27 protein-coding genes are annotated in these 19379 nt (G+C 55.5%); all 27 read left to right on the top strand.

What is annotated here, in order from left to right:
* The first annotated feature begins 34 nt into the window (after positions 1–34).
* A complete protein-coding gene (rpoC, locus tag BMX80_RS13135; RefSeq protein ID WP_074869248.1) occupies positions 35–4231 on the top strand; it encodes a DNA-directed RNA polymerase subunit beta' in 4197 nt (1398 codons plus the stop codon).
* A gap of 153 nt (positions 4232–4384) precedes the next feature.
* A complete protein-coding gene (gene rpsL / locus BMX80_RS13130; RefSeq protein WP_071873522.1) occupies positions 4385–4756 on the top strand; it encodes a 30S ribosomal protein S12 in 372 nt (123 codons plus the stop codon).
* A 92-nt stretch (positions 4757–4848) separates the two neighbouring features.
* A complete protein-coding gene (gene rpsG / locus BMX80_RS13125; protein WP_074869246.1) occupies positions 4849–5319 on the top strand; it encodes a 30S ribosomal protein S7 in 471 nt (156 codons plus the stop codon).
* Positions 5320–5337: 18 nt separating this feature from the next.
* The gene (fusA, locus tag BMX80_RS13120; protein WP_074869244.1) at positions 5338–7434 is read left to right on the top strand and encodes an elongation factor G; all 2097 of its coding nucleotides are present in this window, start codon (positions 5338–5340) and stop codon (positions 7432–7434) included.
* A gap of 32 nt (positions 7435–7466) precedes the next feature.
* The gene (gene tuf / locus BMX80_RS13115; RefSeq protein WP_074869241.1) at positions 7467–8663 is read left to right on the top strand and encodes an elongation factor Tu; all 1197 of its coding nucleotides are present in this window, start codon (positions 7467–7469) and stop codon (positions 8661–8663) included.
* Between the two features lie 138 nt (positions 8664–8801).
* Positions 8802–9113 (top strand): 30S ribosomal protein S10, encoded by a 312-nt coding sequence (gene rpsJ, locus BMX80_RS13110; RefSeq protein ID WP_071872871.1) that lies wholly within the window; start codon positions 8802–8804, stop codon positions 9111–9113.
* Between the two features lie 89 nt (positions 9114–9202).
* Positions 9203–9838, top strand: a complete 636-nt coding sequence (gene rplC / locus BMX80_RS13105) for a 50S ribosomal protein L3 (protein WP_071872872.1) — start codon at positions 9203–9205, stop codon at positions 9836–9838.
* 15 nt (positions 9839–9853) lie between these two features.
* On the top strand, positions 9854–10456 hold the full coding sequence (gene rplD / locus BMX80_RS13100; RefSeq protein ID WP_071872873.1) for a 50S ribosomal protein L4: 603 nt from the start codon (positions 9854–9856) through the stop codon (positions 10454–10456).
* The gene (rplW, locus tag BMX80_RS13095) at positions 10453–10749 is read left to right on the top strand and encodes a 50S ribosomal protein L23 (RefSeq protein WP_071872874.1); all 297 of its coding nucleotides are present in this window, start codon (positions 10453–10455) and stop codon (positions 10747–10749) included. Before rplD ends, rplW begins: the two co-directional genes overlap by 4 nt.
* A gap of 14 nt (positions 10750–10763) precedes the next feature.
* Complete coding sequence (gene rplB / locus BMX80_RS13090; RefSeq protein WP_071872875.1) at positions 10764–11585, top strand: 50S ribosomal protein L2; 822 nt, start codon at positions 10764–10766, stop codon at positions 11583–11585.
* A gap of 18 nt (positions 11586–11603) precedes the next feature.
* On the top strand, positions 11604–11879 hold the full coding sequence (gene rpsS, locus BMX80_RS13085) for a 30S ribosomal protein S19 (protein ID WP_071872876.1): 276 nt from the start codon (positions 11604–11606) through the stop codon (positions 11877–11879).
* A 12-nt stretch (positions 11880–11891) separates the two neighbouring features.
* Positions 11892–12224, top strand: a complete 333-nt coding sequence (gene rplV / locus BMX80_RS13080; RefSeq protein ID WP_071873001.1) for a 50S ribosomal protein L22 — start codon at positions 11892–11894, stop codon at positions 12222–12224.
* A 14-nt stretch (positions 12225–12238) separates the two neighbouring features.
* Entirely contained in the window at positions 12239–12922 is a 684-nt protein-coding gene (gene rpsC / locus BMX80_RS13075; RefSeq protein ID WP_071872877.1) for a 30S ribosomal protein S3, read from the top strand.
* 11 nt (positions 12923–12933) lie between these two features.
* Positions 12934–13347: a 50S ribosomal protein L16 gene (gene rplP, locus BMX80_RS13070; protein ID WP_071872878.1), complete on the top strand. Its 414-nt coding sequence runs from the start codon at positions 12934–12936 to the stop codon at positions 13345–13347.
* Positions 13347–13538, top strand: coding sequence for a 50S ribosomal protein L29 (rpmC, locus tag BMX80_RS13065; protein WP_071872879.1), 192 nt, complete (start codon positions 13347–13349; stop codon positions 13536–13538). Before rplP ends, rpmC begins: the two co-directional genes overlap by 1 nt.
* Before the next feature lie 2 nt (positions 13539–13540).
* On the top strand, positions 13541–13807 hold the full coding sequence (rpsQ, locus tag BMX80_RS13060) for a 30S ribosomal protein S17 (RefSeq protein WP_071872880.1): 267 nt from the start codon (positions 13541–13543) through the stop codon (positions 13805–13807).
* Positions 13808–13857: 50 nt separating this feature from the next.
* A complete protein-coding gene (gene rplN / locus BMX80_RS13055; protein WP_071872881.1) occupies positions 13858–14226 on the top strand; it encodes a 50S ribosomal protein L14 in 369 nt (122 codons plus the stop codon).
* 11 nt (positions 14227–14237) lie between these two features.
* Positions 14238–14552, top strand: coding sequence for a 50S ribosomal protein L24 (gene rplX, locus BMX80_RS13050; RefSeq protein WP_074869238.1), 315 nt, complete (start codon positions 14238–14240; stop codon positions 14550–14552).
* 21 nt (positions 14553–14573) lie between these two features.
* The gene (gene rplE, locus BMX80_RS13045) at positions 14574–15110 is read left to right on the top strand and encodes a 50S ribosomal protein L5 (protein WP_071872883.1); all 537 of its coding nucleotides are present in this window, start codon (positions 14574–14576) and stop codon (positions 15108–15110) included.
* Positions 15111–15123: 13 nt separating this feature from the next.
* The gene (gene rpsN, locus BMX80_RS13040) at positions 15124–15429 is read left to right on the top strand and encodes a 30S ribosomal protein S14 (protein ID WP_074869235.1); all 306 of its coding nucleotides are present in this window, start codon (positions 15124–15126) and stop codon (positions 15427–15429) included.
* 172 nt (positions 15430–15601) lie between these two features.
* Positions 15602–15994, top strand: a complete 393-nt coding sequence (gene rpsH / locus BMX80_RS13035) for a 30S ribosomal protein S8 (protein ID WP_071872885.1) — start codon at positions 15602–15604, stop codon at positions 15992–15994.
* Positions 15995–16006: 12 nt separating this feature from the next.
* A complete protein-coding gene (gene rplF / locus BMX80_RS13030) occupies positions 16007–16540 on the top strand; it encodes a 50S ribosomal protein L6 (RefSeq protein ID WP_074869232.1) in 534 nt (177 codons plus the stop codon).
* An 11-nt stretch (positions 16541–16551) separates the two neighbouring features.
* Entirely contained in the window at positions 16552–16899 is a 348-nt protein-coding gene (gene rplR / locus BMX80_RS13025; RefSeq protein ID WP_074869231.1) for a 50S ribosomal protein L18, read from the top strand.
* Between the two features lie 10 nt (positions 16900–16909).
* On the top strand, positions 16910–17410 hold the full coding sequence (gene rpsE, locus BMX80_RS13020) for a 30S ribosomal protein S5 (protein WP_074869227.1): 501 nt from the start codon (positions 16910–16912) through the stop codon (positions 17408–17410).
* Positions 17411–17412: 2 nt separating this feature from the next.
* Positions 17413–17595 carry a 50S ribosomal protein L30 gene (gene rpmD, locus BMX80_RS13015; RefSeq protein ID WP_071872889.1) on the top strand — a complete coding sequence of 61 codons (183 nt, stop codon included), beginning with the start codon at positions 17413–17415 and terminating at the stop codon, positions 17593–17595.
* A gap of 3 nt (positions 17596–17598) precedes the next feature.
* A complete protein-coding gene (gene rplO / locus BMX80_RS13010) occupies positions 17599–18033 on the top strand; it encodes a 50S ribosomal protein L15 (RefSeq protein WP_074869225.1) in 435 nt (144 codons plus the stop codon).
* A complete protein-coding gene (gene secY, locus BMX80_RS13005) occupies positions 18034–19359 on the top strand; it encodes a preprotein translocase subunit SecY (protein ID WP_071872891.1) in 1326 nt (441 codons plus the stop codon).
* Positions 19360–19379: the final 20 nt, after the last annotated feature.

Genomic DNA, 19379 nt, shown 5'->3' with positions numbered 1-19379 from the left:
GGTGCCGCAGCCACCGCATTAAGAGGAAAAGGCCTTGAAAGACTTGCTCAATCTTCTGAAGTCCCAGGGACAAAACGAAGAGTTTGACGCCATCCGCATTGCCCTGGCGTCGCCGGAAATGATCCGCTCTTGGTCCTACGGCGAAGTTAAAAAGCCGGAGACCATCAACTACCGTACCTTCAAGCCGGAGCGTGACGGCCTGTTCTGCGCCAAAATCTTTGGCCCAGTGAAGGACTACGAGTGCCTGTGCGGTAAGTACAAGCGCTTAAAGCACCGCGGTGTGATCTGTGAGAAGTGTGGCGTTGAAGTCGCACTGGCCAAAGTGCGCCGTGAGCGCATGGCGCACATCGAGCTGGCTTCGCCGGTAGCCCATATTTGGTTCCTCAAGTCGCTGCCGTCGCGTATCGGCCTGCTGCTGGACATGACCCTGCGTGACATCGAACGCGTGCTCTACTTCGAGAGCTACGTGGTGATCGAGCCGGGCATGACTACCCTGGAAAAGGGTCAGCTGCTGAATGACGAGCAGTACTTCGAAGCACTGGAAGAGTTCGGTGACGACTTCGACGCCCGCATGGGTGCCGAGGCGGTCTTTGAGCTGCTCAGTGCTATTGATCTGCCGCACGAGATTTCTCGTCTGCGTGAAGAAATTCCGCAGACCAACTCGGAAACCAAGATCAAGAAGCTGTCCAAGCGCCTGAAGCTGATGGAAGCCTTCAACGACTCTGGCAACAAGCCGGAGTGGATGGTGATGACCGTTCTGCCGGTTCTGCCGCCAGATCTGCGTCCGCTGGTACCGCTGGATGGCGGCCGTTTCGCGACCTCCGATCTGAACGATCTGTACCGCCGCGTAATCAACCGTAACAACCGTCTGAAGCGCCTGCTTGAGCTGGCTGCGCCGGACATCATCGTGCGTAACGAAAAGCGCATGCTGCAAGAGTCGGTTGACGCCCTGCTGGATAACGGTCGTCGTGGCCGTGCCATCACTGGCAGCAACAAGCGCCCGCTGAAATCCTTGGCTGACATGATCAAGGGTAAGCAAGGTCGCTTCCGTCAGAACCTGCTCGGTAAGCGTGTGGACTACTCCGGTCGTTCGGTCATTACCGTAGGCCCGACCCTGCGTCTGCACCAGTGCGGTCTGCCGAAGAAGATGGCTCTGGAACTGTTCAAGCCGTTCATTTTCGGCAAGCTGGAAGCGCGTGGCCTGGCCACCACCATCAAAGCTGCGAAGAAGATGGTTGAGCGCGAGCTGCCGGAAGTGTGGGACGTGCTCGCCGACGTGATCCGCGAACATCCTGTGCTGCTGAACCGTGCACCGACCCTGCACCGTCTGGGCATTCAGGCGTTCGAGCCAGTGCTGATTGAAGGTAAAGCGATTCAGCTGCACCCGTTGGTGTGTGCGGCCTATAACGCTGACTTCGACGGTGACCAGATGGCTGTGCACGTACCGCTGACGCTGGAAGCCCAGCTCGAAGCGCGTGCGCTGATGATGTCCACCAACAACATTCTGTCCCCGGCCAACGGCGAGCCGATCATCGTGCCGTCGCAGGACGTGGTCTTGGGTCTGTACTACATGACCCGTGAAGCCGTGAATGCCCAAGGTGAAGGCCGTGCCTTCGCGGACATTCAAGAAGTTGACCGCGCTTACCGCAGCGGCAAGGCTTCACTGCACGCTAAAGTGAAAGTGCGCATCATCGAGAAGGTGAAAGACGAAGAGGGTAACCTGCAGGTTAACCGTCGCATCGTTGACACCACCGTTGGTCGTGCGCTGCTGTTCAACATCATGCCTGCCGGTATGCCCTACGAGCTGGTTAACCAGCCGATGAAGAAGAAGGCGATCTCTAAGCTGATCAACTTCTGCTACCGCGCCGTAGGCCTGAAAGAAACCGTGATCTTCGCTGACCAGCTGATGTACACCGGTTTCGCTTTCTCGACTATTTCCGGTTGCTCGATCGGTGTAAATGACTTTGTGATCCCGGACGAAAAAGCCGAGATCATCAGCAAGGCCACCGACGAAGTGAAAGAGATCGAGGAGCAGTACGCTTCCGGTCTGGTGACCCAAGGCGAGAAGTACAACAAGGTTATCGACTTGTGGTCGAAGGCTAACGACGCCGTTTCTAAGGCGATGATGGCCAACCTGTCGAAAGAGCCTGTGGTTAACCGCGAAGGCAAAGAAGTTGAGCAAGAGTCGTTCAACTCCATGTACATGATGGCCGACTCTGGTGCTCGTGGTAGCGCGGCACAGATTCGTCAGCTGGCTGGTATGCGTGGCCTGATGGCCAAGCCGGACGGCTCCATTATTGAAACGCCGATCACCGCGAACTTCCGTGAAGGTCTGAACGTACTGCAGTACTTCATCTCTACTCACGGTGCGCGTAAAGGTCTGGCCGATACCGCGTTGAAAACCGCCAACTCCGGTTACCTGACTCGCCGTCTGGTCGACGTGGCGCAAGACTTGGTAGTTACCGAAGTCGATTGCGGCACCGAAGAAGGCCTGATCATGACTCCGCACATTGAAGGCGGCGACGTGGTTGAAGGTCTGGGCGAGCGCGTACTGGGTCGTGTGGTGGCGCGTGATGTGCCCAAGCCGGGTACTGACGAAGTCATCGTGCCGGCCGGTACTTTGATCGACGAGAAGTGGGTTGCCTTCCTGGAAGAAAACAGCGTCGACGAAGTGGTCGTGCGCTCGGCGATCTCCTGTGAGACCCGCTACGGTATCTGTTCGAAGTGCTACGGCCGTGATCTGGCCCGTGGTCATCAGGTCAACATTGGTGAAGCGATCGGTGTTATCGCCGCCCAGTCGATCGGTGAGCCGGGTACTCAGCTGACCATGCGTACGTTCCACATCGGTGGTGCGGCCAGCCGGACTTCGGCGGCTGACAGCGTACAAGTGAAGAACGGCGGTACCGCACGCCTGCATAACCTGAAGTTCGTTGAGCGTGCCGATGGCAAGCTGGTCGCGGTATCGCGTTCTGGTGAGCTGGCGGTGACTGACGAGTTCGGTCGTGAGCGCGAGCGCTACAAGCTGCCGTACGGTGCCGTATTGTCGGTTAAAGAAGGTGACAAGGTGGACGCTGGCGCTATCGTCGCCAAGTGGGACCCGCACACTCACCCGATCGTCACCGAATTGGCCGGTACCGTGTCCTTCGTGGGCATGGAAGAAGGCATCACCATCAAGCGTCAGACTGACGAACTGACCGGTCTGACCAACATCGAGGTGATGGACGCCAAAGAGCGCCCAGCGGCCGGCAAGGACATTCGTCCTGCGGTGAAGCTGGTTGGTGCCGATGGTAAGGACTTGTTGCTGCCGGGTACCGACGTACCGGCCGTGTACTTCCTGCCGGCTAACGCGCTGGTCAACCTGACCGACGGTAAGCAGGTTCAGGTGGGTGACGTGGTTGCACGTATCCCGCAGGAAACCTCCAAGACTCGCGACATCACCGGTGGTCTGCCGCGCGTTGCCGACTTGTTCGAAGCGCGTCGTCCGAAGGAAGCGTCAATCCTCGCGGAAATCAGCGGTACTGTGTCCTTCGGTAAAGAAACCAAGGGCAAGCGTCGTCTGGTGATCACGCCGACCGATGGTAGCGATGCTTACGAAGAGCTGATTCCGAAGTGGCGCCACCTGAACGTGTTCGAAGGTGAACAGGTTACTAAGGGTGAAGTGATCTCCGACGGCCCGAGCGATCCGCATGACATCCTGCGTCTGCTGGGTGTGAGCGCACTGGCCAAGTACATCGTTAACGAGATCCAAGACGTTTACCGTCTGCAGGGCGTGAAGATTAACGATAAGCACATCGAAGTAATCCTGCGTCAGATGCTGCGTAAGGTTGAACTGGGTGATTCGGGCGATTCGTCCTTCATCAAAGGCGACCAAGCTGAGCTGACTCAGGTGCTGGAAGAAAACGAAGTGCTGATCGCTAACGATCGCTTCCCGGCCAAGTTCCAGCGCGTACTGCTGGGTATCACCAAGGCCTCGTTGTCGACCGAATCGTTCATTTCCGCGGCTTCCTTCCAGGAAACTACCCGCGTACTGACCGAAGCGGCCGTCACCGGCAAGCGTGATTACCTGCGCGGTCTGAAAGAAAACGTGGTGGTGGGTCGCCTGATTCCGGCCGGTACTGGCTTGGCGTACCACAGTGAGCGTAAGCGTCAGCGTATGACTGACAAGCCCGCCAGCATCAGTGCCAGCGAAGCCGAACAGGCTCTGACTGACGCGCTGAACGCTAGCGAGTAAAACCTTTCGAGGAAATCCCGGCGACCATTGGTCGTCGGGGCTTTCTTGACGGGGTGCGGGACTCTCCTTAGAATTTCACACCCCAAAATTGGCGGGGCATTCGTGCACCTGCCTTTTTGTTTATATGTCGAGAGACAACAGTGGAGCTATTAGATGGCAACGATTAACCAGCTGGTTCGCCAGCCGCGCAAGCGCATGGTCGAGAAAAGCGACGTGCCTGCGCTGCAGAACTGCCCCCAGCGTCGCGGCGTGTGCACCCGTGTGTACACCACCACCCCGAAGAAGCCGAACTCGGCTCTGCGTAAGGTGTGCCGTGTACGTCTGACCAACGGCTATGAAGTCACCTCCTACATCGGCGGTGAAGGCCACAACCTGCAAGAGCACAGCGTAGTGCTGATCCGCGGCGGTCGTGTAAAAGACCTTCCGGGTGTGCGTTACCACACCGTGCGCGGTTCGCTGGATACCTCCGGCGTTAAAGACCGTAAGCAGGGTCGTTCTAAGTACGGCGCCAAGCGTCCGAAGTAATTTGAATTTTATAGAGTCGATAAGAGTAAGGCTGGGCGACGTAGTTAACTCTCCGTTCCAGACTAACCTGAAGACCGTTTGAGGACTTATCCATGCCAAGAAGACGTGTAGCTGCCAAGCGTGAAGTTCTGGCCGATCCGAAGTACGGAAGCCAGCTGCTGGCAAAGTTTATGAACCATGTAATGGAGAGCGGCAAAAAAGCCGTAGCCGAGCGTATCGTTTACGGTGCTCTGGCTAAGGTTGCTGAGCGCACTAAAGGCGAGCCCCTGGAAATCTTCGAAAAAGCTCTCGACGCCATCGCTCCGCTGGTCGAAGTGAAGTCCCGCCGTGTTGGCGGTGCTACCTACCAGGTGCCGGTTGAAGTGCGCCCCTCCCGTCGTAACGCTCTGGCCATGCGCTGGTTAGTGGACTATTCCCGCAAGCGCGGCGAGAAGTCCATGGCTCTGCGTCTTGCTGGTGAGCTGCTGGATGCCGCTGAAGGCAAAGGCGCTGCTGTTAAGAAGCGTGAAGACGTGCATCGCATGGCGGAGGCCAACAAGGCCTTCTCGCATTACCGCTTCTAATCCAACGAGGACAGTATTGTGGCTCGTACAACCCCTATTAACCTGTACCGTAACATTGGTATCTGTGCCCACGTAGACGCGGGCAAGACCACCACGACGGAACGTATCCTGTTCTACACAGGCGTCAACCACAAAATGGGTGAGGTGCACGATGGTGCAGCCACCATGGACTGGATGGTGCAGGAGCAAGAGCGCGGTATTACCATTACTTCGGCGGCAACCACTGCTTTCTGGCAGGGTTCTACCAAGCAGTATGACAAGCACCGCGTAAACATCATTGATACCCCCGGTCACGTTGACTTCACCATTGAAGTAGAGCGCTCGCTGCGCGTACTCGACGGTGCGGTTGTGGTGTTCTGTGGTACTTCAGGCGTTGAGCCGCAGTCCGAAACCGTATGGCGTCAAGCCAACAAGTACGGCGTTCCGCGTATTGTTTACGTGAACAAGATGGACCGCGCCGGTGCTAACTTCCTGCGCGTGATCGGTCAGATCAAGCAGCGTCTGGGCCACACTCCTGTGCCTGTGCAGCTAGCTATCGGTGCGGAAGAAAACTTCGAGGGTCAAATTGACCTGCTGAAGATGAAGGCCATCTACTGGAACGAAGATGACCAGGGTTTGACCTACCGCGAAGAAGATATTCCGGCTGAGCTGCAAGAGCTGGCTGAAGAATATCGCTCGAACATGGTTGAAGCTGCTGCTGAAGCCAGCGAAGAGCTGATGAACAAGTACCTTGAAGAAGGTGAGCTGACCGAAGCCGAGATCAAGGCCGGTCTGCGTCAGCGCGTGCTGGCTTGTGAAATCGTTGTGGCTGTATGTGGTTCTTCGTTCAAGAACAAGGGCGTGCCGCTGGTTCTGGACGCTGTGATTGACTACCTGCCTGCACCGACTGAAGTGCCGGCCATTAAGGGTGTTAATCCGGACAACGAAGAGCTCGAAGACGAGCGTGAGGCTTCTGACGAAGCGCCGTTCTCTGCGCTGGCATTCAAGATCGCCACTGACCCGTTCGTAGGTACTCTGACCTTCGCACGCGTTTACTCCGGCGTTCTGAACTCTGGCGACTCGGTGATCAACTCGGTCAAGGGCAAGAAAGAGCGTGTGGGCCGTATGGTTCAGATGCATGCCAATACCCGTGAAGAGATCAAAGAAGTACGCGCTGGTGACATCGCTGCTCTGATCGGTATGAAGGATGTGACCACTGGTGACACCCTGTGCTCGATCGAGAAGCCGATCATTCTTGAGCGTATGGACTTCCCGGAGCCGGTGATTTCTGTTGCCGTTGAGCCGAAGACCAAGGCTGACCAAGAGAAGATGGGTATTGCACTGGGCAAGCTGGCTCAGGAAGACCCGTCGTTCCGCGTTAAGACTGACGAAGAAACAGGTCAGACCATTATTTCCGGTATGGGTGAACTGCACCTGGACATCTTGGTTGACCGTATGAAGCGTGAGTTTGGCGTAGAAGCCAACATCGGTAAGCCGCAGGTTTCTTACCGTGAAAAGATCACCAAGTCGTGCGAAATCGAAGGTAAGTTCGTTCGCCAGTCCGGTGGTCGTGGTCAGTTCGGTCACTGCTGGATTCGCTTCTCCCCGTCTGACGAAGGTCAGGAAGGTCTGGAGTTCGTTAACGAAGTTGTGGGCGGTGTGATTCCTAAGGAATACATCCCGGCAGTGCAGAAGGGTATCGAAGAGCAGATGAAGAACGGTGTTATCGCCGGCTTCCCGCTGATCGGCCTGAAGGCAGCTGTGTTCGATGGTTCCTACCATGATGTCGACTCCAACGAAATGGCGTTTAAAATCGCCGCTTCTATGGCGACCAAGCAGCTGGCCCAGAAGGGCGGTGCTGTACTGCTTGAGCCGATCATGAAGGTCGAAGTGGTAACGCCTGAGGACTACATGGGTGACGTGATGGGTGACCTGAACCGTCGTCGTGGTCTGATCCAGGGTATGGAAGATGGTCCTTCCGGCAAGGTTATCCGTGCCGAAGTACCGCTGGGCGAAATGTTTGGTTACGCTACCGACGTCCGCTCGATGTCGCAGGGCCGTGCCAGCTACTCCATGGAGTTCGCCAAGTACGCTGAAGCGCCGAACAACATTGTCGAATCTGTCAGCAAGAAATAAGACAGCTAATTTGAATTTAAGAGGCTATTACCGTGGCTAAAGAAAAATTTGAACGTAACAAACCGCACGTAAACGTTGGCACCATCGGTCACGTTGACCATGGCAAGACCACTCTGACTGCTGCGCTGACCCGCGTATGTTCCGAAGTATTCGGTTCTGCCAAGGTCGACTTCGACAAGATCGACTCTGCGCCGGAAGAAAAAGCTCGTGGTATCACCATCAACACTGCACACGTAGAGTACGATTCCAACATTCGTCACTACGCGCACGTTGACTGCCCGGGCCACGCCGACTACGTGAAGAACATGATCACCGGTGCTGCGCAGATGGACGGCGCTATCCTGGTTTGTTCCGCTGCTGACGGCCCGATGCCGCAGACGCGTGAGCACATCCTGCTGTCCCGTCAGGTAGGCGTACCATACATTGTCGTGTTCCTGAACAAGGCCGACATGGTTGACGACGCTGAGCTGCTCGAGCTGGTAGAAATGGAAGTTCGCGACCTGCTGTCTACCTATGACTTCCCGGGCGACGACACTCCGATCATCGTGGGCTCTGCTCTGATGGCTCTGAACGGTCAAGACGACAACGAGCTGGGTACTACCGCTGTTAAGAAGCTGGTAGAAACTCTGGACTCGTACATTCCTGAGCCGGTTCGCGCTATCGACATGCCGTTCCTGATGCCGATCGAAGACGTATTCTCCATCTCTGGTCGCGGTACTGTAGTGACTGTTTTTTTTTTTGAGCGCGGCATCGTGAAAGTGGGCGAGGAAATCGAAATCGTTGGTATCCGTCCGACCACCAAAACCACCTGTACTGGTGTGGAAATGTTCCGCAAGCTGCTCGACGAAGGTCGTGCTGGTGAGAACGTTGGTGCCCTGCTGCGTGGTACTAAGCGTGATGACGTAGAGCGTGGTCAGGTTCTGGCTAAGCCGGGCAGCATCAAGCCGCACACCAAGTTCGAAGGCGAGGTGTACGTTCTGTCCAAAGAAGAAGGTGGTCGTCACACTCCGTTCTTCAAGGGCTATCGTCCGCAGTTCTACTTCCGTACCACCGACGTAACTGGCAACTGTGAGCTGCCGGAAGGCGTTGAAATGGTAATGCCGGGCGACAACATCAAGATGGTTGTTACCCTGATCGCTCCGATCGCGATGGACGAAGGCCTGCGCTTCGCTATCCGTGAAGGTGGTCGTACCGTGGGTGCTGGCGTTGTGGCCAAGATTGTTGAGTAATCAATAATCGCATCCGACAAAAGGGCCCTTCGGGGCCCTTTTGCATTGGTTGACACTAAAAAATGCGATCTGTAGAATTGCGCCTCCTTTTCATGGGCATGTTCTGCCCAAAGGAACCAGCTTGGAGTTCAAGATCAAATGCAAAACCAGCAAATTCGCATTCGGTTGAAGGCTTTTGATCACCGTTTGATCGATCAGTCGACGCAGGAAATTGTAGAAACTGCGAAACGTACTGGCGCTCAAGTGCGTGGTCCGATTCCTCTTCCGACTCGCAAAGAACGCTTCACTGTGCTGATTTCTCCGCACGTGAACAAAGATGCGCGTGACCAGTACGAAATTCGTACTCATAAGCGCGTGGTTGATATTGTCCAGCCGACTGACAAGACCGTCGATGCTTTGATGAAGCTCGATCTGGCTGCAGGCGTCGAAGTGCAAATCAGCCTCGGTTAACAGCCTTAGTTGGGGCTGTGGCCGTGTAACGCTCTGGAATGGGCGGCCATAGCGGGTAAAAGCCCCGTACACTTATGAGGTTTTAAAAAATGACAATTGGTGTTATCGGTCGTAAGTGCGGTATGACCCGCATTTTTGCCGAAAGCGGCGCGTCGATCCCGGTTACCGTGATCGAAGTCGAGCCGAACCGTATCAGTCAAGTGCGTAGCGCTGAAACTGACGGTTACAAGGCAATCCAAGTGGTAGTCGGTGAGCGTCGCGCTTCCCGAGTATCCAAAGCTCAGGCAGGTCACCTGGCGAAAGCTGGCGTGGCGGCAGGTCGCACGAGCTGTGAGTTCCGTCTGGAAGAAGGTGAATACCAGTCCGGCGAACAAGTTACTGTGGAAATCTTCCAAGCTGGCCAGCTGGTTGATGTTACCGGTCAGTCCAAAGGTAAGGGCTACGCCGGTACTATCAAGCGCTGGAATTTCCGCGGTCAGGACAACACTCACGGCAACTCTGTTTCCCACCGTGCTCCTGGTTCTATTGGTCAGTGTCAGACCCCCGGTCGTGTCTTCAAAGGCAAGAAAATGTCCGGTCACATGGGTGCTGAGCGCGTAACCGTCCAGTCTCTGGAAGTGGTTCGCGTGGATGCTGAACGCAACCTGATCCTGGTCAAGGGCGCAGTGCCCGGCGCCACCGGTTCGGATGTTGTCGTGCGTCCGGCTGTTAAGGCCCGCGGTTAATAGGGGAGTCCTGAGATGCAATTGAATGTTGCCGGTGCCAGCGCGATCGACGTAAACGATCGCACTTTCGGTGCCGAATTTAATGAAACCCTGGTTCACCAGGCAGTCGTCGCCTACATGGCTGGCGGCCGTCAGGGCACCCGCGCCCAGAAGACTCGTTCTGAAGTCTCTGGTGGCGGCAAGAAGCCTTGGCGTCAAAAGGGCACTGGTCGTGCTCGCGCTGGTACCATCCGTAGCCCCATCTGGCGTTCGGGCGGTACTACTTTCGCTGCTAAGCCGCAGGATCACTCGCAAAAGCTGAACAAGAAGATGTATCGCGCTGCTGTGCGTTCCATCCTTTCTGAGCTGGTGCGTCAGGATCGTCTGGTAGTGGTAGATAGCTTCGCTGTTGAAGCTCCGAAGACCAAAGCCCTGCTGAGCAAGCTCGGCGGCATGGGTCTGACTGATGCGCTGATCGTGACCGAGGCTGTTGATACCAACCTGTATCTGGCTGCTCGTAACCTGCCGCACGTTGACGTACGCGATGTGCAGGCTACTGATCCGGTCAGTCTGATTGCTTATGACAAGGTTGTAATGACCGTGTCGGCTGTCAAGAAGTTCGAGGAGCTGCTGGCATGAACCAGGAACGCGTTTTCAAGGTACTGCTAGGTCCGCATATCTCCGAGAAGGCGAGCATTCTCGCAGACAGCAAAAAGCAGTTCGTCTTTAAGGTTGCTACTGATGCAACCAAGCTGGAAATCAAGAAGGCCGTCGAACAACTGTTCGAGGTGAAGGTTGCCGAGGTTGCTGTCCTGAATGTTAAGGGCAAGACCAAGCGCACCGCACGCGGTTTAGGTAAGCGTAACGACTGGAAAAAAGCGTACGTTTCCCTGCAGCCGGGCCAGGACATCGATTTCGCCAGCGCTGAATAAGCAAGGGGTGCATTATGGCAATCGTTAAATGTAAACCGACTTCTGCTGGCCGCCGTTTCGTGGTCAAAGTGGTCAATGCCGACCTGCACAAGGGTGCTCCTTACGCTCCGCTGGTCGAGAAGAAGTCCAAGTCGGGCGGTCGTAACAACAACGGCCGCATCACTACCCGTCATGTGGGTGGTGGTCACAAGCAGCATTACCGTATGGTCGATTTTCGTCGCAACAAGGACGGCATCCCTGCCGTTGTTGAGCGCATCGAATACGATCCAAACCGTACTGCGCATATCGCTCTGTTGAAGTATGCCGACGGTGAGCGTCGTTACATCATCGCGCCGAAAGGTGTTTCTGCTGGCGATCAAGTGATCTCCGGTCAAGAAGCTCCGATCAAGGTGGGCAACACCCTGCCGCTGCGCAACATTCCGGTGGGTAGCACCATTCACGCCATCGAGCTGAAGCCGGGCAAAGGCGCGCAAATCGCACGTTCTGCCGGTGCTTCTGTACAGCTGGTTGCTCGTGAAGGCGCTTACGTAACCGTACGTCTGCGTTCCGGTGAAATGCGTAAAGTGCTGGCCGAGTGCCGCGCCACCTTGGGCGAAGTGTCCAATGGCGAGCACAGCCTGCGTTCGCTGGGTAAAGCTGGTGCCAAGCGCTGGCGTGGTATTCGCCCGACCGTTCGTGGTGTTGCCATGAACCCGGTTGATCACCCGCATGGTGGTGGTGAGGGTCGTACTTCTGGTGGTCGTCACCCGGTTTCGCCGTGGGGCTTCCCGACCAAGGGTGCGAAGACTCGCGTTAATAAGCGCACCGACAAGATGATTGTTCGTCGTCGCAAGTAATAGAGTGAGGAAACGATAGTGCCGCGTTCTCTTAAGAAAGGTCCGTTTATCGATCTTCACCTATTGAAGAAGATCGAAGTGGCAGCAGAAAAGAATGACCGTAAGCCAATTAAAACTTGGTCGCGTCGTTCGATGATTCTGCCGCAAATGGTTGGTCTGACCATCGCCGTCCACAACGGTAAGCAGCACGTACCTGTGCTGGTTAACGAGGACATGGTTGGCCACAAACTGGGTGAGTTTGCTGCAACCCGCACTTATCGCGGTCACGTAGCAGACAAGAAGGCCAAGCGTTAAGGGGTAATGAAGATGGAAGTAGCTGCAACCCTAAAGGGCGCTCGTCTGTCTGCTCAAAAAGCCCGCTTGGTCGCTGACCAGGTTCGTGGCAAGAAAGTAGGCGAGGCTCTCAACCTGCTGGCGTTTAGCAATAAAAAAGCTGCCGCCATTGTTAAGAAGGTACTTGAGTCGGCAATTGCCAACGCCGAGCACAACGAAGGCGCTGACGTAGATGACCTGAAAGTCTCTACTGTCTTCGTCAACGAAGGGCGTTCGCTCAAGCGCATCATGCCGCGCGCCAAAGGCCGTGCCGATCGCATTACCAAGCGTTCGTGCCATATCACGGTCAAGGTCGCCGACAAGTAACGGAGTCGATTTAGATGGGTCAGAAAGTACATCCCAATGGCATTCGCCTGGGTATCGTCAAGGAGCACACCTCCGTTTGGTACGCAGAAGGCAAGAAGTACGCCGACTATCTGCTGGCCGACCTGCAGGTTCGTGAATACCTACAAGACAAATTAAAAAGCGCGTCCGTAAGCCGTATCGACATCGCTCGTCCGGCTCAGACTGCACGCATCACCATCCACACCGCTCGTCCCGGCATCGTGATCGGCAAGAAAGGTGAAGATGTTGAGAAGCTGCGTCAGGACCTGACCAACAAGATGGGTGTGCCTGTGCACATCAACATCGAAGAGATCCGCAAGCCGGAACTCGATGCCATGCTGGTAGCGCAAAGCGTTGCTCAGCAGCTGGAGCGTCGTGTGATGTTCCGTCGCGCTATGAAGCGCGCGGTACAGAACGCCATGCGTATTGGTGCCAAGGGCATCAAGATCCAGGTCAGTGGTCGTCTGGGTGGTGCGGAAATCGCGCGTACCGAATGGTATCGCGAAGGTCGTGTGCCGCTGCACACACTGCGCGCTGACATTGACTACAACACCTACGAAGCTCACACCACTTACGGTGTGATTGGTGTGAAGGTCTGGATCTTCAAGGGTGAAGTTATCGGTGGCCGTCAGGAAGAACTGAAGGCGCAACCGGCACCCAAGAAAAAAGCTGCTAAGTAAGGGGTACGCAAATGCTGCAACCTAAGCGTACGAAGTTCCGCAAGCTTCACAAAGGCCGCAACCGCGGTCTGGCAAATCGTGGGAGCAAAGTTAGCTTTGGCGAATTCGCACTGAAAGCGACCGGTCGTGGTCGTATCACTGCGCGTCAAATCGAAGCTGCTCGTCGTGCTCTTACTCGTCACGTTAAGCGTGGCGGTAAGATCTGGATTCGTGTCTTCCCCGACAAGCCAATCACCGAGAAGCCCCTGGAAGTTCGTCAGGGTAAGGGTAAGGGTAACGTCGAGTACTGGGTGTGCCTGATTCAACCGGGCAAGGTGCTCTACGAAATCGAAGGTGTTTCTGAGCAATTGGCGCGTGAGGCTTTTGCCCTGGCCGCTGCCAAGCTGCCAGTCGCCACCACCTTTGTTAAGCGGACGGTGATGTGATGAAAGTCAACGAACTGCGTGAAAAATCTGTTGAGCAGCTCAATGAGCAGCTGCTGACTCTGCTGCGCGATCAGTTCAACTATCGCATGCAGAAGGCCACTGGCCAATTGGGGCAAACTCACCTGATGAGTCAGGTGAAGCGCGATATCGCACGTGTGAAAACTGTGCTCAACCAGAAGGCAGGTAACTAACCATGGCTGAGACTCAGAAGACCGTCCGTACGCTGACCGGTAAAGTGATCAGCGACAAAATGGACAAGACCATCACCGTGTTGATCGAGCGTCGCGTTAAGCACCCGATCTACGGCAAGTATGTGAAGCGTTCCACTAAGCTCCACGCCCACGACGAAACCAACCAGTGCCGTATCGGCGACGTAGTAACCATTCGCGAAACGCGTCCGGTTGCTAAGACCAAGAACTGGGCTCTGGTTGAAGTTGTAGAGCGTAGCGCGGAAGTTTAAGGAACCCAGCAACTCCCGCCGGTTTAGCGCGGTGGGAGTCGGAGAAAGTTATGATTCAAACTCAATCCATGCTTGATGTCGCTGACAACAGCGGTGCACGTCGCGTGATGTGTATCAAGGTGCTGGGTGGTTCACACCGCCGTTACGCCGGTATTGGCGACATCATCAAAGTAACCGTGAAGGAAGCAATTCCGCGCGGTAAGGTCAAAAAAGGCCAAGTAATGAACGCTGTCGTTGTGCGTACTCGCCACGGCGTGCGTCGTCAGGATGGCTCGCTGATCCGTTTCGACGGTAACGCAGCTGTACTGCTTAACAACAAGCTCGAGCCGATCGGCACCCGTATTTTCGGGCCCGTGACTCGTGAACTTCGCTCTGAGAAGTTCATGAAGATCGTCTCGCTTGCCCCTGAAGTGCTGTAAGGAGTTCGATCATGAAAAAAATTCGTCGTGACGACGAGGTGATCGTCATCGCCGGCAAAGACAAGGGCAAGCGCGGTAAGGTCCTGAAAGTGCTGGCCGATGATCGTCTGGTGGTTGGCGGTGTCAACCTGATCAAGCGTCATACCAAAGCTAACCCTATGCTGGGTCAGGCTGGCGGTATCGTTGAGAAGGAAGCGCCCCTGCACGTTTCGAACATTGCCATTTTCAACAGCGAAACCAGCAAAGCAGATCGCGTTGGTTTCAAGGTTGAAGACGGTAAGAAAATCCGTGTATTCAAGTCGACCCAAAAGCCGGTTGACGCCTGAGTTAACGATTAGGTAACCATCATGGCCCGATTGAAAGATCAATACCGGAACGAAATCGCTCCCAAGCTCAAAGAGCAGCTGGGTCTGAATGCGATGGCGGTGCCGCGTATTAGCAAAATCACCCTGAATATGGGTTTGGGCGAAGCTGTTGGTGACAAGAAAGTCATCGAAGCAGCTGTCGCTGATATGGAAAAAATTGCCGGTCAGAAAGCGATCGTCACCTATGCACGCAAGTCAATCGCGGGTTTCAAAATCCGTGACGGCTGGCCGATTGGTGTGAAGGTCACTCTGCGTGGCGATCGTATGTACGAATTCCTGGATCGTCTGTTGTCGATCGCGCTGCCGCGCGTTCGTGACTTCCGTGGTCTGAATGCCAAAGCCTTCGACGGCCGTGGCAACTACAGCATGGGTGTTAAAGAGCAGATCATCTTCCCGGAAATCGATTACGACAAGATCGATGCCCTGCGCGGTATGGACATCACTCTGACCACCACTGCTCGTAACGATGATGAAGGCCGCGCTCTGCTGCGTGCTTTCAGCTTCCCGTTCCGTAACTGAGGGAGACTGATCCATGGCTAAGAAGAGCATGAAGAACCGTGAGCTGAAGCGTCAGCTGACGGTTGCCAAGTTCGCCGAGAAGCGCGCTGCGCTGAAGGCCGTCATCGCTAACCAGTCGCTGTCTCCGGAAGAGCGCTGGGAAGCCCAGATCGCCCTGCAGAAGCAGCCGCGTGACGCTAGCGCTAGCCGCCTGCGTAACCGCTGCCGTCTGACTGGCCGTCCGCACGGTGTATACCGTAAGTTCGGTCTGTCGCGCATCATGCTGCGTGAAGCAGCAATGCGTGGTGACGTGCCGGGTCTGGTTAAGGCCAGCTGGTAATGCGTTAACCGCTTCGGCGGTGACCGTATGCGAATCAAGCCCCTTTTGGGGCTTGATTCGTTTCTGGGGTATCCCTAGAATACCCGGCTCGCCCGGGTATGGGGTTAATCCGCCCGCTTGGGCGAAAGTCATGGCCGAAAGGTCTTTATTAGTTTTTGGAGCATTTAAGCCTATGAGTATGCAGGACCCGTTAGCAGACATGCTAACCCGCATCCGTAATGCCCAGTCGGCTGAGAAGAGCAGCGTAAGCCTGCCATCTTCCAAGCTTAAGGTGGCGGTTGCGTCTGTACTGAAGGAAGAAGGCTTTGTAGCCGATTTCCGTGTCGAAGGTGATGTGAAGCCAGTTCTCGTTGTAGAGCTGAAGTACTTCGAAGGTAAGCCGGTTATTGAAGAGCTGAAGCGCGTAAGCCGTCCTGGTCTGCGTAACTACCGCTCTGCCGATGCCCTGCCGAAAGTTCGTGGTGGCCTGGGCGTTTCCATCGTTTCCACCAACAAAGGCGTGATGACTGATCGCGCCGCACGCGCTGCCGGTGTTGGCGGTGAAGTGCTCTGCACCGTGTTCTAAGGGGGTGGAATAATGTCTCGCGTAGCGAAGAACCCCGTAAAGCTTCCGTCTGGCGTTGAAATTAAAATCGCTGGTCAGTTGCTGAGCGTGAAGGGTGCCAAGGGTGCACTCGAATTAAACCTGCACTCGTCCATCGAGATCGAGCAGGCTGATGGCGAAGTTCGCGTTAAGGCGCGCAACGGCGACCAGCTGGCTCGTGCGATGTCCGGTACTACCCGCGCACTGGTGAACAACATGGTTACTGGCGTAAGCCAGGGCTTTGAGCGCAAGCTGCAGCTGGTGGGTGTTGGTTACAAGGCTCAGGCCAAGGGTCAAGTATTGTCCCTGTCGCTGGGCTTCTCTCATCCGATCGACTATGAGCTTCCGGCAGGTATTACTGCTGAGACTCCCAGCCAGACCGACATCCTGATTAAGGGTATCGACAAGCAGCTGGTTGGTCAGGTGGCTGCTGAAATTCGCGATTTCCGTCGTCCAGAGCCGTACAAAGGCAAGGGCGTGCGTTATGCGGATGAAGTTGTCCGTCGTAAAGAAGCTAAGAAGAAGTAAGGTCTAAGCACATGGACAAGAAAGTATCCCGTCTGCGTCGCGCGGTTAAGGTTCGCCTTAAGCTGCGTGAGCTTGGAGCGGTGCGCCTGTGCGTGAACCGTTCTTCTCAACATATCTATGCCCAGGTGATTTCTGCTGACGGCGGCAAGGTGCTGGCTAGCGCCTCTACGCTGGATAAAGAACTGCGTCAGGGTTCTACCGGTAATGTCGAAGCCGCCCAGAAGGTAGGTGTACTGATTGCTGAGCGCGCGAAAGCCGCTGGCATCTCGCGCGTATCCTTCGACCGCTCGGGCTTCAAGTACCACGGTCGTGTGAAGGCTCTGGCCGACGCTGCCCGTGAAAACGGCCTGGAGTTCTAAGGGGTAGGTTATGGCTAATAACGAACAAAAGCGCGACGAAGGCTACATCGAGAAACTGATCGAAGTTAATCGTGTTGCCAAAACCGTAAAAGGTGGTCGTATTTTCGCTTTCACCGCCCTGACTGTGGTGGGTGATGGTAAAGGTCGTATCGGCTTCGGTCGTGGTAAGGCGCGTGAAGTGCCTGCTGCTATCCAGAAGGCGATGGAAGCTGCTCGCCGCAACATGATCCAGGTTGACCTGGATGGCACTACGCTGCAGTACCCGATCCGTGCTGCCCATGGCGCCTCTAAGGTGTACATGCAGCCGGCATCTGAAGGTACTGGTGTAATTGCTGGTGGTGCGATGCGTGCTGTGCTGGAAGTGGCTGGCGTACACAACGTACTGGCTAAGTGCTATGGCTCGACCAATCCGGTGAACGTGGTTCAGGCAACCTTCAATGGTCTGCGTGACATGCGCTCTCCTGAGTCGATCGCAGCCAAGCGTGGCAAGAGCGTCGAGGAGATCGTCTAACCATGGCTAATGCAAAGATCAAGGTCACTCTGTTTAAGAGTGTCATTGGCCGCATCAAGTCGCACCAGGCCTGTGTTAAAGGTCTGGGCCTGCGTCGCATCGGTCACACCGTTGAAGTTGAAGACACTCCGGCCACTCGTGGGATGATCAATAAGGTCTCCTACATGGTCCGTGTGGAGGGTTAATCGATGAAATTGAACGATCTGCGTTCCGCTCCTGGCGCGCGTCGCGAAAAGCACCGTCCCGGTCGTGGTATCGGTAGCGGTCTGGGTAAGACTGGTGGCCGTGGTCACAAAGGTCTGACCTCTCGCTCCGGCGGTAAGGTTGCTCCGGGCTTCGAAGGCGGCCAGCAGCCGCTGCACCGTCGCCTGCCTAAGTTCGGTTTCGTATCTCTGCAGGCTTTAGTGACTGCTGAAGTACGTACTTCTGAACTGGCCAAGGTTGGCGCTGACGTGATCACCCTGGAAGCGCTGAAGGCAGCCAATGTGCTGACCAACAACATTCAGCGTGCCAAGGTTGTCCTGTCTGGCGACGTGACCAAGGCGGTCACTCTGAAGGGCCTGCGTGCCACTAAGGGTGCTCGTGCGGCTATTGAAGCAGCTGGCGGAAAAATCGAGGAATAAATGGCTAAGCAAGGCGCTCTCTCGGCACTCAGTGGTGGCGGTATGACCGAGCTTTTCGCTCGTCTGCGATTCCTGCTCCTGGCGATTGTTGTTTACCGAATCGGGGCGCATATCCCCGTGCCGGGCATCAATCCGGATCAGTTGGCTGCTCTGTTTCGCCAGAACGAGGGTACCATCCTTAGTCTATTCAACATGTTCTCTGGCGGCGCGCTAGAGCGGATGAGTATTTTTGCCTTGGGGATCATGCCGTACATTTCGGCGTCGATCATCATGCAGCTGCTCACCGCTGTTAGCCCGCAGCTGGAGGCGTTGAAGAAAGAAGGTGAGGCTGGTCGTCGTAAGATCAGTCAGTACACCCGTTATGGCACTTTGGGTCTTGCATTGGTTCAGGCGTTCGGCATGTCCGTTGGTCTGGCTAGTCAGGGCGTGGCCTTCTCAACTGACTTCAGCTTCTACTTTGTGGCGATCACAACCTTTGTGACTGGCGCAATGTTCATGATGTGGTTGGGTGAGCAGATCACCGAGCGCGGTATTGGTAACGGCATTTCGATGCTGATTTTTGCCGGTATTGTTGCAGGCTTGCCGTCTGCTCTTGGGCAGTCGATCGAGTCGGCGCGTCAGGGTGACATTAATATTTTTGCTCTGTTGGTAGTAGGGTTGGTGGCTATCGCGATTGTGGGCTTTGTGGTCTTCATGGAGCGTGGTCAGCGTCGTATCACTGTGAATTACGCCAAGCGTCAGCAAGGTCGTAAGGTGTTCGCCGCACAAACCAGTCATCTGCCGCTGAAGGTGAACATGGCGGGTGTTATCCCGGCTATTTTCGCCAGCAGCTTGCTGCTGTTCCCGGCTTCGCTGGGTCAGTGGTTTGGTCAGGGTGAGGGTATGGGGTGGTTGCAAGATATTTCCCAGGCCATTGCGCCGGGGCAGCCGTTGAACATTTTGCTGTTTAGTGCGGGGATTATTTTCTTCTGCTTCTTCTATACAGCCTTGATGTTCAACCCGAAGGAAGTGGCTGAAAACCTGAAGAAGTCTGGTGCGTTTATTCCGGGTATCCGCCCGGGTGAGCAGTCTGCCAAGTACATCGACGGTGTTCTGACGCGACTGACTTTGGTCGGTGCCCTGTACATGACGGGTGTGTGCTTGCTGCCAGAGTTTCTGATTGTCTCGGCAAACGTGCCTTTCTATCTGGGTGGTACTTCGCTGCTGATCGTGGTGGTGGTTGTGATGGACTTTATGTCTCAAGTACAATCGCACCTCGTTTCGCACCAGTACGAATCCATTTTAAAGAAATCTAACCTCAAGGGTTACGGCGCTGGCATGCGCTGATAACGCCTTCTGGTTGAGGA

This window comes from Atopomonas hussainii (assembly GCF_900109735.1).
GTDB lineage: Bacteria > Pseudomonadota > Gammaproteobacteria > Pseudomonadales > Pseudomonadaceae > Atopomonas > Atopomonas hussainii.
Note: the sequence above shows the minus strand (reverse complement) of the source record. Positions and strands in the feature narration are given on the sequence as shown.